Below are 16,508 nucleotides of genomic sequence, written 5' to 3'. Positions count from 1 at the left end.
AACGTCAAAATGCCCGATGGCGCTACGCGTATCGGGCCTACTGGAGCACGACGCTTCATAGGCCCGATAAGACTCTTGTATTTCCTCTCTACGCCCCCATCTTTATACCAGTGCTTGCGCCTTTACCCCGTGGCGTGAATAATTTCCTGACAGGCCGGTGAATGTTCATCTTCCGGCTCCCTATGCATAAGAGGAACAGTTTGAACACAGACACTCGCGAAATTACCCTTGAGCCTGCAGATAACGCCCGTCTGCTGAGCCTTTGCGGCCCGTTTGATGACAACATCAAACAGCTGGAACGCCGTCTCGGCATCGAGATTAACCGCCGTGACAACCATTTTAAACTGACCGGTCGCCCGATTTGCATCACCGCTGCGGCGGATATTTTACGCAGCCTGTATGTCGATACCGCACCAATGCGCGGCCAGACACAGGATATCGAACCGGAACAAATCCATCTCGCGATTAAAGAAGCGCGCGTGCTTGAGCAAAGCGCCGAGAGCGTCCCCGAGTTCGGCAAAGCGGTCAATATCAAAACCAAGCGTGGCGTGATTAAGCCACGTACGCCTAACCAGGCGCAATACATCGCCAACATTCTCGACCATGACATCACCTTCGGCGTCGGTCCTGCCGGTACGGGGAAAACCTACCTCGCCGTTGCCGCCGCGGTGGATGCGCTGGAGCGTCAGGAGATCCGCCGTATTCTGCTGACCCGTCCGGCGGTCGAAGCGGGTGAAAAGCTGGGCTTCCTGCCGGGTGATCTGAGTCAGAAGGTTGATCCGTACCTGCGCCCACTGTATGACGCGCTGTTTGAAATGCTCGGCTTCGAGAAAGTCGAAAAACTGATTGAGCGCAACGTGATTGAAGTGGCTCCGCTGGCCTATATGCGCGGCCGTACGCTGAACGACGCGTTTATCATTCTTGATGAGAGCCAGAACACCACCATCGAACAGATGAAGATGTTCCTGACCCGTATCGGCTTTAACTCGAAGGCAGTGATTACCGGCGACGTCACGCAGATTGACCTGCCGCGCAACATCAAATCTGGCCTGCGCCATGCCGTTGAGGTACTGGCAGACGTCGAAGAGATCAGCTTTAACTTCTTCCACAGCGAAGACGTCGTGCGCCACCCGGTGGTTGCCCGCATCGTTAACGCCTATGAAGCCTGGGAAGAAGCCGAACAAAAACGTAAAGCTGAGCTTGCTGCAGAGCGCAAGCGTGAAGCTCAGGAACAGGAACAGAAATGAGTCAGGTGATCCTTGATTTACAACTGGCGTGCGAGAACAACAGCGGTTTGCCAGAAGAGAGCCGGTTTCAGACCTGGCTGAATGCGGTCATCCCGCAATTTCAGGAAGAATCAGAAGTGACGATTCGCCTGGTGGATGAGGCTGAAAGCCACGATCTCAATCTGACCTACCGTGGGAAAGATAAGCCGACCAACGTACTCTCTTTCCCGTTTGAAGCCCCGCCTGGTATGGAGCTACCGCTGCTCGGTGATTTGGTCATCTGCCGTCAGGTCGTTGAACAGGAAGCGCAGGAACAAGGCAAGCCGCTGGATGCCCACTGGGCGCACATGGTCGTCCACGGCAGTCTGCATTTGCTGGGCTACGATCATATCGAAGACGACGAGGCAGAAGAGATGGAAGCCCTCGAGACAGAGATTATGCTTGCTCTGGGCTATGAGGATCCGTACATTGCCGAGAAGGAATAAGCGACCGGGCAAATGCCCGGTGGTTTCCGGTGATGCCATGCGCTGAGTTTGCGCGCATTGAGCAAGAGATTAACTAACAAGAGAACCCATACGACGCCATGAGCGACGACAATTCACACAGTAGTGACACGTTAAGCAACAAGAAGGGATTTTTTTCCCTGTTACTGAGCCAACTTTTCCACGGTGAACCGAAAAACCGTGATGAATTGCTGGCGCTGATCCGTGATTCCGGGCAGAACGACCTTATCGATGAAGATACGCGCGACATGCTCGAAGGGGTGATGGACATTGCGGACCAGCGCGTTCGCGACATCATGATTCCCCGCTCCCAGATGATTACCCTGAAACGCAACCAGACGCTGGACGAATGCCTCGATGTCATTATTGAGTCCGCCCACTCGCGTTTTCCGGTGATAAGCGAGGACAAAGATCACATTGAAGGGATTCTGATGGCCAAGGATTTGCTGCCGTTTATGCGCAGTGATGCCGATGCCTTCAGCATGGAGAAAGTGTTACGCCAGGCCGTTGTCGTCCCGGAGAGCAAACGCGTTGACCGTATGCTCAAAGAGTTTCGCTCCCAGCGTTACCATATGGCTATCGTCATCGACGAATTTGGTGGTGTCTCCGGTCTGGTGACCATTGAAGACATCCTGGAGCTTATCGTCGGTGAAATCGAAGATGAGTACGATGAAGAAGATGATATCGACTTCCGCCAACTCAGTCGCCACACCTGGACCATTCGCGCGCTCGCGCCGATCGAAGACTTCAATGACGCCTTCGGCACCAGCTTTAGCGACGAAGAGGTCGATACCATTGGTGGTCTGGTGATGCAGGCGTTTGGTCACTTGCCCGCACGGGGTGAAACCATTGATATCGATGGTTACCAGTTCAAAGTGGCAATGGCCGACAGCCGTCGTATTATTCAGGTTCACGTCAGAATTCCGGATGACTCCCCCCAGCCAAAACTGGACGAATAACAGCGAACGGGAAGAAGAACTCAATGGCTTTTGCCTCATTAATTGAACGCCAGCGCATTCGCCTGCTGCTGGCGTTATTATTCGGTGCCTGCGGTACGCTGGCTTTTTCTCCTTATGACATCTGGCCCGCCGCGATTGTGTCGCTGATGGGCTTGCAGGCATTAACCCTGAATCGTCGCCCGCGCCAGTCAGCCGCTATTGGCTACTTCTGGGGACTGGGACTTTTCGGAACAGGGATCAACTGGGTTTATGTCAGTATCGCGCAGTTTGGCGGAATGCCAGGCCCGGTCAACGTCTTCCTTGTCGTGCTGCTCGCGGCGTATCTTTCGCTGTATACCGGGCTGTTTGCCGGCGTACTGGCGCGTCTGTGGCCGAAAACCAGCTGGCTGCGTGTTGCCATTGCCGCGCCGGTGGTCTGGCAGCTAACCGAATTTCTGCGTGGCTGGGTGCTGACCGGATTTCCGTGGCTGCAGTTTGGCTACAGCCAGATAGACGGCCCGCTGAAAGGGTTGGCGCCGGTAATGGGTGTCGAAGCCATTAACTTCCTGCTGATGATGGTCAGCGGACTGCTGGTTCTCTCGCTGGTCAGCCGCAACTGGCGTCCGCTGGTGGTCGCCGTTGTCCTTTTCGCTCTCCCCTTCCCGCTGCGCTATATCCAGTGGTACACGCTGGAGCCGGAAAGAACGACCCGGGTGTCGATGGTTCAGGGTGATATCCCGCAGTCGTTGAAGTGGGAAGAAGGCCATTTGCTGAATACGCTTAAGACCTATCTGGATGCGACGCAGCCCGAAATGGGAAAATCGCAGCTGATCATCTGGCCGGAATCCGCTATTCCGGATCTGGAGATCAACCAGCAGCGTTTTCTGAGCATGATGGACGATTTGCTGCGTGCGAAGAACAGCTCGCTGATTACCGGTATTGTCGATGCGCGGCTGAACAAACAGAACCGCTATGACACCTACAACACCATTATCACGCTAGGGAAAGACAATCCTTACCGCTATGACTCCACCAATCGCTACAACAAAAACCATCTGGTGCCGTTTGGTGAGTTCGTGCCGCTAGAATCCATTCTGCGCCCGCTGGCACCGTTCTTTGACCTGCCGATGTCCTCGTTCAGTCGTGGTCCGTACGTTCAACCGCAGCTACATGCGCACGGTTTAGCGCTGACCGCCGCGATTTGCTACGAGATAATCCTGGGCGAACAGGTGCGCGATAACTTCCGCCCGGATACGGACTATCTGCTGACCATCTCCAACGATGCCTGGTTTGGTAAGTCGATTGGCCCGTGGCAGCACTTCCAGATGGCGCGGATGCGTTCGCTGGAACTGGCGCGACCGCTGCTGCGCAGTACCAACAACGGTATTACGGCTGTGATTGGCCCACAAGGTGAGATTCAGGCGATGATCCCGCAGTTTACCCGTCAGGTATTGACCACCGATGTGACGCCAACAACCGGCTTAACGCCGTACGCCCGAACCGGCAACTGGCCGCTGTGGCTCATTACCGCGCTGTTCGGTTTTACCGCCGTGCTGATGAGTTTGCGTCAGCGTCGCAGATAACACAGTGCACCATCAAATGTAGGCCGGATAAGGCGGTACGCCGCCATCCGGCGGTTGTGCCACATCGTGCCTGATGGCGTTACGCTTATCAGGCCTACAAACTACCATTCTCCCTCCCTTCTTCCATTCTGGCACGCTCATTGCTTTGTTAAACAAGGCAAACCTGTTTTTGGCGTTCAGCGCAACTTAGTCGCACTAAAGCAGTTCACGGGTAGCACCGAAACGGTGCAATGAGAGATTTTTGCCTCTAAACGGTGCGGCGCACTTCGCAAAAATAAACAATAACGCAGCAAAATCTTTACATTAAGCCAGACTAAATGTTAACAAACAGGTAAAACACTGCACGCTTAAGTTGCAGGTGATAACAACACTGACACTCACAATAGGTATCACTGCGTCGACGGCGCAGACGATAAGGAGTTGGATATGCAATTACGTAAGCTAGCCACAGCAATGCTGGTTATGGGACTGTCAGCCGGTCTGGTACACGCGGAAGACGCGGCACCAGCCGCAGGCAGCACGCTCGACAAGATCGCCAAAAACGGCGTTATCGTCGTCGGTCACCGTGAATCCTCCGTGCCGTTCTCTTATTACGACAATCAGCAGAAAGTGGTGGGTTATTCTCAGGATTACTCCAACGCCATCGTTGAAGCCGTGAAGAAGAAGCTCAACAAGCCCGATCTGCAGGTTAAGCTGATCCCGATTACCTCTCAGAACCGTATTCCGCTGCTGCAAAATGGCACCTTCGACTTTGAGTGCGGCTCCACCACCAACAACCTTGAACGCCAGAAACAGGCCGCCTTCTCTGACACCATCTTTGTCGTCGGCACCCGCCTGCTGGCGAAAAAAGGCGGTGATATTAAAGACTTCGCGGATCTGAAAGGCAAAGCGGTTGTTGTGACCTCAGGGACCACCTCTGAAATTCTGCTGCACAAGCTGAACGATGAGCAAAAAATGGACATGCGTATCATCAGCGCTAAAGACCACGGTGACTCTTTCCGTACCCTGGAAAGCGGTCGCGCCGTTGCCTTTATGATGGATGATGCCCTGCTGGCCGGTGAGCGCGCGAAGGCGAAGAAACCGGATAACTGGGAAATCGTCGGCAAACCACAATCTCAGGAAGCTTACGGCTGCATGCTGCGCAAAGACGATCCTGAATTCAAAAAGCTGATGGATGACACCATCGCCCAGGCGCAGACCTCAGGCGAGGCCGCGAAATGGTTTGATAAGTGGTTCAAAAATCCGATCCCACCGAAAAACCTGAACATGAACTTCGAACTGTCGAACGAAATGCAAGCGCTGTTCAAAGAACCGAATGATAAAGCACTCAACTAATTAAAACTAAATGGGGCGGGAACTCCCTGCCCTCTCGATTGCTATGCAGCACGGACAGACTATAGGCCTGATGGTCGTTCCCCATCAGGCCTGAAAACCGAAGTACGCTGGATAACAATCTTCGAGGGTAGCGCTGCTACCCTTATTTTTTCGGAGTAGATGTATGTCAATAGACTGGAACTGGGGCATTTTTTTACAACAAGCCCCATTCGGCAACACCACCTATCTCGGCTGGCTCTGGAGCGGCTTCCAGGTCACCGTCGCCTTATCCATCACCGCCTGGATCATTGCCTTCCTGGTTGGTTCTTTGTTCGGCATTTTACGCACCGTTCCGAATCGCTTCCTTTCCGGGCTCGGCACCCTTTATGTAGAACTGTTCCGCAACGTTCCACTGATCGTCCAGTTCTTCACCTGGTATCTGGTTGTGCCTGAACTGCTGCCGGAAGATCTGGGTATGTGGTTTAAGGCGGAACTGGATCCCAACATTCAGTTCTTCCTCTCGTCCATGCTCTGCCTGGGGCTGTTCACCGCAGCACGCGTCTGCGAACAGGTTCGCGCCGCTATTCAGTCACTGCCGCGCGGTCAGAAAAACGCGGCGCTGGCGATGGGGCTGACCCTGCCGCAGGCCTACCGCTACGTGCTGTTGCCAAACGCCTACCGCGTGATTGTCCCGCCGATGACCTCTGAGATGATGAACCTGGTGAAAAACTCCGCCATCGCCTCCACCATCGGTCTGGTCGATATGGCTGCGCAAGCCGGTAAGCTGCTGGATTACTCGGCGCATGCCTGGGAATCGTTTACCGCCATCACCGTGGCATATGTGCTGATTAACGCCTTCATCATGCTGGTGATGAGTCTGGTGGAACGTAAAATCCGCCTGCCTGGCAATCTGGGAGGCAAATAATGTACGAGTTCGACTGGAGTTCCATTGTCCCTTCCCTGCCGTATCTGCTGGACGGGCTACTCATTACGCTGAAGATTACCGTCACAGCGGTGGTTATCGGTATTGTCTGGGGCACAATTCTCGCCGTTATGCGCCTTTCCAGCTTCGCGCCTGTCGCCTGGTTTGCAAAAGCGTACGTTAACGTCTTCCGCTCCATCCCGCTGGTGATGGTTCTGCTGTGGTTCTACCTGATTGTGCCGGGATTACTGCAGGACGTTCTGGGGCTGTCACCGAAAACCGATATTCGTCTGATTTCGGCGATGGTCGCGTTTTCGATGTTTGAAGCCGCCTATTACTCCGAGATTATCCGCGCGGGCATCCAGAGTATTTCCCGCGGCCAGTCAAGCGCGGCGCTGGCGCTGGGAATGACCCACTGGCAGTCAATGAAGCTCATCATTTTGCCGCAGGCGTTTCGCGCGATGGTGCCGCTGCTGCTGACGCAGGGTATCGTCCTGTTCCAGGATACCTCCCTGGTGTACGTCTTAAGCCTCGCGGATTTCTTCCGCACCGCTTCTACTATTGGCGAGCGTGATGGTACACAGGTCGAAATGATCCTGTTTGCCGGTGCCGTCTACTTTGTTATCAGCCTGAGCGCGTCGTTGTTGGTCAGCTATTTGAAGAAAAGGACAGTTTAATGATTACCCTGAAAAATGTTTCTAAATGGTATGGTCACTTTCAGGTGCTGACCGACTGCTCCACGGAAGTGAAAAAAGGGGAAGTGGTGGTGGTCTGCGGCCCGTCAGGTTCCGGAAAGTCAACGCTTATCAAAACCGTTAACGGCCTGGAGCCAGTCCAAAAAGGTGAAATCACCGTGAACGGTATTATGGTCAATGACAAAAAAACCGATCTTGCGAAGTTACGTTCACGCGTCGGCATGGTGTTCCAGCACTTTGAGCTGTTCCCGCATCTGTCGATAATCGAAAACCTGACCCTGGCGCAGGTGAAAGTACTCAAGCGCGATAAAGCTCCGGCGCGCGAAAAAGCGCAGAAACTGCTGGAGCGCGTAGGTCTTTCCGCGCATGCCAATAAGTATCCGGCGCAACTTTCCGGCGGCCAGCAGCAACGTGTGGCGATTGCCCGCGCGCTGTGTATGGATCCTATCGCCATGCTGTTCGATGAGCCCACCTCCGCGCTCGATCCGGAGATGATCAACGAAGTGCTGGACGTCATGGTTGAGCTGGCCAACGAAGGGATGACCATGATGGTGGTGACCCATGAAATGGGCTTTGCCCGCAAAGTGGCGAACCGGGTAATCTTTATGGACGAAGGGAAAATCGTTGAAGACTCGCCGAAAGAGGAGTTCTTCGCCAACCCGAAATCCGAACGCGCAAAAGACTTCCTCGCCAAAATCCTGCATTAATCTTTCCGGCGCGCATGTCAGAGTGCGCGCCATCTCACGCTTTCTTGCCTCGCTCCTCGAATCATTTTCACCCCGGCGTTACCCTTGCCACAAAGTAGCATTCATAAGGAGCAACAATGGCACTGCCAATAATCATAGATTGCGACCCGGGTCATGATGACGCTATCGCACTGGTTCTCGCCCTCGCCTCACCGGAACTTGACGTTAAAGCCATCACCTCATCCGCAGGCAACCAGACACCCGATAAAACGCTGCGTAACGTGTTGCGGATGCTTACGTTGCTGAAACGCACGGACATTCCGGTGGCGGGCGGCGCACCCAAGCCCTTGATGCGTGAGCTGATCATTGCCGATAACGTCCACGGCGAAAGCGGACTGGATGGCCCGGCGCTACCGGAACCCGCCTTTGCGCCGCAGCCATGCACCGCCGTTGAGCTGATGGCAAAGACGCTGCGCGAGAGCACGCAGCCGGTCACCCTCGTCTCGACCGGGCCGCAAACCAACGTTGCGCTGTTGCTGAACAGCCATCCTGAGTTGCATGACAACATCGCTCGCATCGTGATCATGGGCGGCGCCATGGGGCTGGGTAACTGGACCCCTGCCGCTGAATTCAATATCTATGTTGACCCAGAAGCCGCTGAAATCGTCTTCCAGTCCGGCATTCCGGTCGTGATGGCCGGACTGGACGTTACGCATAAAGCGCAAATTCACGTCGAAGATACTGAACGCTTCCGCGCGATTGGTAACCCGATTTCCACGATCGTGGCGGAACTACTCGATTTCTTCCTTGAGTATCATAAAGACGAGAAATGGGGATTCACCGGCGCGCCGCTGCACGACCCATGCACCATCGCCTGGCTGCTGAAACCTGAACTGTTTACCACCGTCGAACGCTGGGTTGGCGTGGAAACGCAGGGGAAATACACGCAGGGAATGACCGTGGTGGACTATTACTTCCTGACGGGTAATAAACCCAACGCCACGGTAATGGTCGATGTGGATCGCCAGGGGTTTGTTGATCTGCTGGCAGAACGACTGAAGTTTTACGCGTGATCAATGCCGGATGGCGCTGACGCTTATCCGGCCTACGTAATAAGTCAGCGTAGGCCTGATAAGATGCTTCGGCATATATTACGGTTCAAACGGTCGGCGCTGGAACTGGTCGTGTCCGCATTTTGGGCACAATGGCAACACGTCCGGCGTATATACCGCTAAGTGGAAGTGGCACTTTTCGCAGACCAGATTGCCCAACCCCACCACTTCGCCGCTGTGATACACCCCGTGATGACTCAGATCCTGAAAGACTTCGCGCCATTCGAGCTGCGTTTTGTCCGTGATATCTGCCAGCTCCTGCCACAGGCTCTCTTTGATCACCCGCATAAAGACGCTGTCGGACTCCTCTTCCTGACTTTCCTCATAGCTCACGGCGAACTCTTCCAGGTCACGCCTGACGGCGCGTGTCAGTTCGTCCACTTCGGTTCGCGTTAACTCCCCGGCCTGCAAAACCCGCTGCCGCGCCTGTTCCACCAGCGCATCGATATCACGCTCGCCATTGCGCAGACGTTCACTTAATGACGCCACCAGTTCACGGTAATATTGAGCAACCTTGTTCATCGTTTCGCCTCCTGGGTCGTTAACTGTCTATAATAATAGACGTTATTTAGGTCGTGCTTTGCAAGACTGCCCACAGAGTGTGTAAATTCGTGCAAGGATCATCGCGGCGTGAATTAGAACCTGAATGCGCGAAAGGCTGTTTTGACGCGGGCGTTTGGGCTATGCTATGCGGATCTGAAACACCACATCGAAAGCTACGTTTGTAGCTGTATTGAAAACAGGACCACTGGCTGCCATGCAAGAGCAATACCGCCCGGAAGAGATAGAATCCAAAGTACAGCTTCACTGGGATGAGAAGCGCACATTTGAAGTTACCGAAGACGAGAGCAAAGAGAAGTATTACTGCCTGTCTATGCTTCCCTATCCTTCTGGTCGACTACACATGGGCCACGTACGTAACTACACCATCGGTGACGTGATCGCTCGTTATCAACGCATGCTGGGCAAAAACGTGCTGCAGCCCATCGGCTGGGACGCATTCGGCCTGCCTGCAGAAGGCGCGGCGGTGAAAAACAACACCGCGCCGGCACCGTGGACCTACGACAATATCGCCTACATGAAGAACCAGCTCAAAATGCTGGGCTTTGGCTATGACTGGAGCCGTGAGTTGGCGACCTGCACCCCGGAATACTATCGCTGGGAGCAGAAATTCTTCACTGAGTTGTACAAAAAAGGTCTGGTCTATAAGAAAACCTCAGCCGTCAACTGGTGCCCGAACGATCAGACCGTACTGGCGAACGAACAGGTTATCGACGGCTGCTGCTGGCGCTGCGACACCAAAGTTGAGCGTAAAGAGATCCCGCAGTGGTTTATTAAAATCACCGCCTACGCCGACGAACTGCTCAACGATCTGGATAAAATGGATCAGTGGCCAGACACCGTGAAAACGATGCAGCGCAACTGGATTGGCCGTTCTGAAGGCGTGGAAATCACCTTTAATGTGAACGGTTATGACAACACGCTGAGCGTCTACACAACCCGCCCGGACACCTTTATGGGTGCCACCTATCTGGCGGTTGCCGCCGGTCACCCGCTGGCGCAGAAAGCGGCAGAGAGCAACCCTGAACTGGCAGCTTTTATCGACGAATGCCGTAACACCAAAGTGGCCGAAGCCGACATGGCGACCATGGAGAAAAAAGGCGTCGACACTGGCTTTACAGCGGTTCACCCGCTGACCGGCGAAGCGATCCCGGTCTGGGCGGCTAACTTTGTGCTGATGGAATACGGCACCGGCGCGGTGATGGCCGTACCGGGTCACGATCAGCGCGACTACGAATTTGCCACCAAATACGGCTTAACGATTAAGCCGGTTATTCTGGCAGCCGACGGTTCTGAGCCGGACCTTTCCGAACAGGCGATGACCGATAAAGGCGTCCTGTTTAACTCCGGTGAATTTGACGGTCTGGCCTTCGAAGCGGCCTTTAACGCCATTGCCGATAAGCTGGCCGCCAAAGGCGTGGGTGAGCGTAAGATCAACTACCGTCTGCGCGACTGGGGCGTTTCCCGTCAGCGTTACTGGGGCGCGCCAATCCCGATGGTCACCCTGGAAGATGGCACCGTGCTGCCGACGCCGGAAGATCAACTGCCGGTGATCCTGCCAGAAGATGTCGTGATGGACGGCATTACCAGCCCAATCAAAGCCGATCCTGAGTGGGCGAAAACCACCGTTAACGGCCAGCCTGCGCTGCGTGAAACCGACACTTTCGACACCTTTATGGAGTCATCCTGGTACTATGCGCGCTACACCTGTCCGCAGTATCAGGAAGGGATGCTGGATTCCGACGCGGCAAACTACTGGCTGCCGGTTGATATTTACATTGGCGGTATCGAACACGCCATCATGCACCTGCTCTATTTCCGCTTCTTCCACAAACTGATGCGCGACGCGGGCATGGTGAACTCTGACGAACCGGCAAAACAGCTGCTGTGTCAGGGAATGGTACTGGCGGATGCGTTCTACTATGTCGGCGAAAACGGCGAGCGTAACTGGGTTTCCCCGGTGGATGCAATTGTTGAGCGCGACGAGAAAGGTCGCATCGTGAAGGCGAAAGACGCGGCGGGCCATGAACTGGTGTATACCGGCATGAGCAAAATGTCCAAGTCGAAAAACAACGGTATCGACCCGCAGGTGATGGTTGAACGTTACGGTGCGGATACCGTGCGTCTGTTTATGATGTTCGCCTCTCCGGCGGATATGACGCTGGAATGGCAGGAGTCCGGCGTGGAAGGTGCTAACCGCTTCCTGAAACGTGTCTGGAAACTGGTGTATGAACACACTTCCCATGGTGATGTTGCGCCGCTGAACGTTGACGCGCTGACGGAAGATCAGAAAGCGCTGCGTCGCGATGTGCACAAAACCATCGCCAAAGTGACCGATGATATCGGCCGCCGTCAGACCTTCAACACCGCGATTGCCGCTGTGATGGAGCTGATGAACAAGCTGGCGAAAGCCCCGCAGGATGACGAGCAGGATCGCGCGCTGATGCAGGAAGCGCTGCTGGCAGTAGTGCGGATGCTTAACCCGTTCACCCCGCACGTCTGCTTTACGCTGTGGCAGGCGCTGAAAGGCGAAGGCGACATCGACAACGTGCCGTGGCCGGTCGCGGACGACGCCGCAATGGTCGAAGACTCCACGCTGGTCGTGGTCCAGGTTAACGGCAAGGTGCGTGGCAAAATCACCGTTCCGGTGAATGCGACAGAAGAACAGGTTCGTGAACGCGCGGGTCAGGAACATCTGGTCGCAAAATATCTTGATGGCGTTACCGTGCGTAAAGTGATTTACGTGCCGGGTAAACTCCTCAATCTGGTCGTTGGCTAAGCGCGGGAGGAAGCGTGCGATATCTGGCAACATTATTGTTATCTCTGGCGGTGTTAACCACCGCCGGGTGTGGCTGGCACCTGCGCAGTACCACGCAGGTTCCGGACACAATGAAAACCATGATTCTGGTCACGGGGGATCCGAATGGTCCGTTAAGCCGTGCGGTGCGTAATCAACTGCGTCTGAATGACATTGAGCTACTGGATATGAGTACGCTGCGTAAAGACGTGCCGTCTTTGCGTCTGGGTCGGGTCGGTATTTCGAAAGATACCGCATCTGTCTTCCAGAATGGTCAGACAGCGGAGTATCAGATGGTTATGACGGTCAGTGCGTCAGTGTTGATTCCTGGTCACGATATTTATCCAATCAGCGTCCGGGTATTCCGTTCGTTCTTCGACAACCCACAGATGGCGCTGGCGAAGGATAACGAACAGGATATGATCATCAAAGAGATGTACGACAGAGCGGCGGAGCAGTTGATTCGTAAGCTGCCAAGCGTACATGCTGCGGATCGTCTCTCATCGCAAGAAGAGGTTGCCGTTGACGATCAAGAAGCGGCTCCCGCTTCCTCTTCAACGCGTGTCTCCAGCACGCTGGGTAACTGATGATTCGGTTGTACCCTGAACAACTCCGCGCGCAACTCTCTGAAGGGTTGCGCGCGGCGTATCTGCTACTCGGAAACGATCCACTGTTGTTGCAGGAAAGCCAGGACGCCATCCGTCAGGTTGCGGCAACTCAGGGGTTCGACGAACACCATACTTTTACTCTCGATAACAATACCGACTGGAACGCGTTGTTCTCGCAATGCCAGGCAATGAGCCTGTTCGCCAGTCGTCAGACGCTGCTGTTGCTGATGCCCGAAAATGGTCCGAATGCCGCCATTAATGAACAACTAACGACATTGGTTCAACTGCTGCATGACGATCTGCTGCTGATCGTGCGCGGAAACAAGCTCAGCAAAGCGCAAGAAAATGCCGCCTGGTTTAGCGCGCTGGCCGAGCGAAGCGTACAGGTCAGTTGTCAGACACCGGAACAGGCGCAGCTCCCCCGTTGGGTAGCGGCACGCGCAAAGCAAAACAATTTGCAACTGGACGACGCGGCGAATCAACTGTTGTGCTATTGCTATGAAGGTAACCTGCTGGCACTGGCGCAGGCGCTGGAACGTTTGTCCTTATTGTGGCCTGACGGTAAGCTCACCCTGCCCCGCGTCGAGCAGGCGGTTAACGACGCCGCCCACTTCACCCCGTTCCATTGGGTGGATGCGCTGGTCATGGGCAAAAGTAAGCGCGCCCTGCACATTCTTCAGCAGTTACGTCTGGAAGGCAGCGAACCGGTTATTTTGCTGCGCACCCTACAACGTGAACTGTTGCTGCTGGTCACGCTGAAGCGTCAGTCGGCCCACACCCCGCTGCGCACGCTCTTTGATAAGCACCGCGTCTGGCAAAACCGCCGGGGCATGATTGGCGATGCGCTGAACCGGCTGAGTCCGGCGCAGTTACGTCAGGCGGTGCAATTACTGACACGTACGGAATTAACGCTGAAGCAGGACTATGGCCAGTCGGTCTGGGCGGAGCTTGAAGGGCTCTCACTGCTGATTTGCCACAAAGCACTGGCTGAAGTTTTTATTGATGGCTGATATGAAATCGTTACAGGCTCTCTTTGGCGGCACCTTTGATCCGGTGCACTATGGTCACCTCAAGCCCGTGGAAACGCTGGCCAATCTGATTGGTCTGTCGCGGGTCATCGTGATGCCCAATAATGTTCCCCCTCATCGCCCGCAGCCGGAGGCGACCAGCGCACAGCGAAAAACCATGCTTGAACTGGCGATTGCCGACAAGCCGCTGTTTATCCTCGATGAGCGCGAACTGCGGCACGACACGCCCTCCTATACGGCGCAAACGCTGAAGGCCTGGCGTGAAGAACAAGGCCCGGATGTCCCGCTGGCGTTTATCATTGGTCAGGACTCATTGTTGACCTTCCCGACCTGGCATGACTACGAAACGATTCTCGACAATACCCATCTGATTGTCTGCCGCCGTCCGGGCTATCCGCTTGAAATGGCGCAGGAACAGCATCAGCAGTGGCTGGATCAACATCTGACGAATACACCGGACGATCTGCACCTGCTACCGGCCGGGAAAATTTATCTCGCCGAGACGCCGTGGTTCAATATTTCCGCCACGATCATCCGCGAACGGCTGGAAAACGGCGAGCCGTGCGACGACCTGATGCCGCAAGCCGTGCTGGACTATATCAATCAGCACGGGTTGTATCGCTAAGCACCTCGGTTAACGCCATCAGCAGGCGGTCATTCTCTTCCTGACTGCGTATTGCCACACGGAAATAGCGTCCATCAAGACCGGGATAATTGGCGCAACTGCGGATCAGAATATGCCGCGCCAGCAAAGCACGCTGGAGATCGGTATCGCTGCGCAACAGGAGATAATTCGCCTGGCCGGGATACACCGTCAGTCCCGGCAGCGCACACAGCCGTTGATAAAAGCGTCCGCCCTCTTCCCGTAACCACTGCCATGTCGCTTGTTGATAGGCGCTATCCTCCAGAACCTGCTCCCCTGCCAGCGCGGCAAAGGCGTTGATCGACCACGGCATCTGTCGCGCCCTCATTGCCGCGACCGCCTGCTCATCGCTGTTGATGAGATACCCCAATCGTAGCCCCGGAATCGCATAAAATTTTGTCAGCGAACGCAGAACCCAGATATGCGGGTTATTCTGTAGCTGCGGAATAAATCCCGCCTCGTCGGCAATAAAATCGATGAACGCTTCATCAAGAATCAGCGCAATATTCAGCGCCTGGCAGCGTCCGGCAATCGCTTCAAGTAATCCCCGCTCCGGCAGTAACCCGGTGGGATTGTTGGGGGTGCACAAAAACAGACAGTCCAGTTCTGCCGTCAGGGCGTCGAGTATCGCCCCGGTCAACTGCCAACCGTCCTCTTCACGCAGCGCGAACGCATCAATGATGCATTCACCCCACTGTAATGCACGCCGGTATTCAGCAAATCCAGGCGTGACGATCATCGCCCGCCGCGGTTTCAAACCGTTCACCAGGGTAAAGATCGACTCGGTTTCACCGTTACCGGCAAGGATCCACCCGACAGGTACCTGATGATGTCGGGCCAGCGCCTGATGTAAGTGGCTGTAATCGACGTCGGGATAGCGCTCGGCAAGATGTAAATTGTCGACGATGGCGCGTTTTACCGTTTCGGGCATACCCAGCGGATTAATATTCGCGCTAAAATCCAGCAACTTCTCGGGGGAGATCCCGAGAAGTTCGGCCGCTTCACGGGTGTTACCGCCGTGGGCGCTTTTGAATAAAGACATCGTGCCGCTCCTGGCAAAAGAGGCTATTTTAGAGAAAATAGCGCGCGCATTCAGGGCGAATATCATGTTTTGCGCGAATACGTATCACGAGGGGAAAATGCGACTCTGGTTAGTTCGTCATGGAGAAACCGAGGCCAATGTGGCGGGATTGTACAGCGGCCATGCCCCCACGCCGTTGACCGGGCGCGGTGTGGAGCAGGCGCAAACGCTGAATACACTGCTCAGCCAGGTTCCTTTTGAGCAGGTGCTGTGCAGCGAACTGGAGCGCGCACAGCACACGGCGCGTTTGGTCCTTCAGGGGCGTGAACTGCCGCTGCAGGTGAAGCCCGAGCTCAATGAGATGTTCTTTGGCGACTGGGAGATGCGCCATCACCGGGATCTGACTCGCGAAGATGCCGAGAACTATGCGGCCTGGTGCAACGACTGGCAAAATGCCGTTCCCACCAATGGGGAAGGATTTCAGGCCTTCGCCCGGCGCGTTGAGCAGGCGATCGCGCTCCTTGCCGATTACCAGCACCATGATCATGTGCTGGTGGTCAGCCATCAGGGCGTCCTCAGCCTGCTGATTGCCCGGTTGCTTGCCATGCCCGCCGCCGCGATGTGGCATTTTCGCGTTGAGCAAGGCTGCTGGAGCGCCATTGATTTCACTGGTGATTTTGCCACACTTCGGGTTCTCAACAGCAGAGCGATATGGACACCCGGCGAGTAAAATGTCTGTTTTTTATCGCCAGAAACGCTCCGCCCATTGACACCCCCGGACAGGCTGCTATTCTCCGCTGCCAGACTTTCCCCGCCCTTCAGCACGTTGCAGAAATTGTTTTACAAAAATGGCGATGCATTCTGTTGCATG

16 protein-coding genes are annotated in these 16,508 nt (G+C 55.1%); 14 read left to right on the top strand and 2 right to left on the bottom strand.

Annotated features, from left to right (window positions below):
- Positions 1-200 precede the first annotated feature (200 nt).
- The 9 genes from F384_RS02910 (at position 201) to rihA (ending at position 8,940) form a co-directional block, all read left to right on the top strand.
- Positions 201-1,247, top strand: a complete 1,047-nt coding sequence (locus F384_RS02910) for a PhoH family protein (RefSeq protein WP_046477463.1) — start codon at positions 201-203, stop codon at positions 1,245-1,247.
- Positions 1,244-1,711 (top strand): rRNA maturation RNase YbeY, encoded by a 468-nt coding sequence (gene ybeY / locus F384_RS02905; protein ID WP_046477461.1) that lies wholly within the window; start codon positions 1,244-1,246, stop codon positions 1,709-1,711. The genes F384_RS02910 and ybeY overlap by 4 nt, the downstream gene beginning before the upstream one ends.
- A 98-nt stretch (positions 1,712-1,809) precedes the next feature.
- Positions 1,810-2,688: a CNNM family magnesium/cobalt transport protein CorC gene (gene corC, locus F384_RS02900; protein WP_046477459.1), complete on the top strand. Its 879-nt coding sequence runs from the start codon at positions 1,810-1,812 to the stop codon at positions 2,686-2,688.
- A gap of 23 nt (positions 2,689-2,711) precedes the next feature.
- Entirely contained in the window at positions 2,712-4,250 is a 1,539-nt protein-coding gene (gene lnt / locus F384_RS02895; protein ID WP_046477458.1) for an apolipoprotein N-acyltransferase, read from the top strand.
- Between the two features lie 426 nt (positions 4,251-4,676).
- Positions 4,677-5,585: an amino acid ABC transporter substrate-binding protein gene (locus tag F384_RS02890; protein WP_046477456.1), complete on the top strand. Its 909-nt coding sequence runs from the start codon at positions 4,677-4,679 to the stop codon at positions 5,583-5,585.
- Positions 5,586-5,748: 163 nt separating this feature from the next.
- Positions 5,749-6,489 (top strand): glutamate/aspartate ABC transporter permease GltJ, encoded by a 741-nt coding sequence (gene gltJ, locus F384_RS02885; protein WP_046477455.1) that lies wholly within the window; start codon positions 5,749-5,751, stop codon positions 6,487-6,489.
- Positions 6,489-7,163: a glutamate/aspartate ABC transporter permease GltK gene (gltK, locus tag F384_RS02880; RefSeq protein ID WP_046477454.1), complete on the top strand. Its 675-nt coding sequence runs from the start codon at positions 6,489-6,491 to the stop codon at positions 7,161-7,163. The genes gltJ and gltK overlap by 1 nt, the downstream gene beginning before the upstream one ends.
- Positions 7,163-7,888 carry a glutamate/aspartate ABC transporter ATP-binding protein GltL gene (gene gltL / locus F384_RS02875; protein ID WP_046477453.1) on the top strand — a complete coding sequence of 242 codons (726 nt, stop codon included), beginning with the start codon at positions 7,163-7,165 and terminating at the stop codon, positions 7,886-7,888. Before gltK ends, gltL begins: the two co-directional genes overlap by 1 nt.
- 116 nt (positions 7,889-8,004) lie before the next feature.
- The gene (gene rihA / locus F384_RS02870) at positions 8,005-8,940 is read left to right on the top strand and encodes a pyrimidine-specific ribonucleoside hydrolase RihA (RefSeq protein ID WP_046477451.1); all 936 of its coding nucleotides are present in this window, start codon (positions 8,005-8,007) and stop codon (positions 8,938-8,940) included.
- Positions 8,941-9,018: 78 nt separating this feature from the next.
- Here the strand turns inward: rihA and F384_RS02865 are convergent, their stop codons facing one another.
- Positions 9,019-9,501, bottom strand: a complete 483-nt coding sequence (locus F384_RS02865) for a zinc ribbon-containing protein (protein WP_042320694.1) — start codon at positions 9,499-9,501, stop codon at positions 9,019-9,021.
- Between the two features lie 235 nt (positions 9,502-9,736).
- Here F384_RS02865 and leuS point away from each other — a divergent pair, with 235 nt between their 5' ends.
- Genes leuS through nadD form a run of 4 tightly spaced genes read left to right on the top strand, consistent with a single transcriptional unit; the run spans position 9,737 to position 14,598 of the window.
- The gene (gene leuS, locus F384_RS02860; protein WP_052746876.1) at positions 9,737-12,319 is read left to right on the top strand and encodes a leucine--tRNA ligase; all 2,583 of its coding nucleotides are present in this window, start codon (positions 9,737-9,739) and stop codon (positions 12,317-12,319) included.
- 14 nt (positions 12,320-12,333) lie between these two features.
- Positions 12,334-12,924, top strand: coding sequence for an LPS assembly lipoprotein LptE (gene lptE, locus F384_RS02855; RefSeq protein ID WP_046477448.1), 591 nt, complete (start codon positions 12,334-12,336; stop codon positions 12,922-12,924).
- The gene (gene holA, locus F384_RS02850; protein ID WP_046477446.1) at positions 12,924-13,955 is read left to right on the top strand and encodes a DNA polymerase III subunit delta; all 1,032 of its coding nucleotides are present in this window, start codon (positions 12,924-12,926) and stop codon (positions 13,953-13,955) included. The genes lptE and holA overlap by 1 nt, the downstream gene beginning before the upstream one ends.
- Before the next feature lies 1 nt (position 13,956).
- Positions 13,957-14,598, top strand: coding sequence for a nicotinate-nucleotide adenylyltransferase (nadD, locus tag F384_RS02845; protein WP_080950045.1), 642 nt, complete (start codon positions 13,957-13,959; stop codon positions 14,596-14,598).
- Here the strand turns inward: nadD and cobD are convergent.
- A complete protein-coding gene (gene cobD, locus F384_RS02840) occupies positions 14,573-15,658 on the bottom strand; it encodes a threonine-phosphate decarboxylase CobD (RefSeq protein ID WP_046477443.1) in 1,086 nt (361 codons plus the stop codon). The two genes, nadD and cobD, sit on opposite strands and share 26 nt — an antisense overlap.
- Positions 15,659-15,755: 97 nt before the next feature.
- On the opposite strand from cobD, the gene F384_RS02835 reads away from it, so the two are divergent.
- Positions 15,756-16,367, top strand: coding sequence for an adenosylcobalamin/alpha-ribazole phosphatase (locus F384_RS02835; RefSeq protein ID WP_046497665.1), 612 nt, complete (start codon positions 15,756-15,758; stop codon positions 16,365-16,367).
- Positions 16,368-16,508: the final 141 nt, after the last annotated feature.

It is taken from the genome of Citrobacter amalonaticus Y19, assembly GCF_000981805.1.
Taxonomy (GTDB): Bacteria; Pseudomonadota; Gammaproteobacteria; order Enterobacterales; family Enterobacteriaceae; genus Citrobacter_A; species Citrobacter_A amalonaticus_C.
The sequence above is the reverse complement of the archived record's forward strand: the minus strand, read 5'-3'. Positions and strand labels throughout refer to the sequence as shown.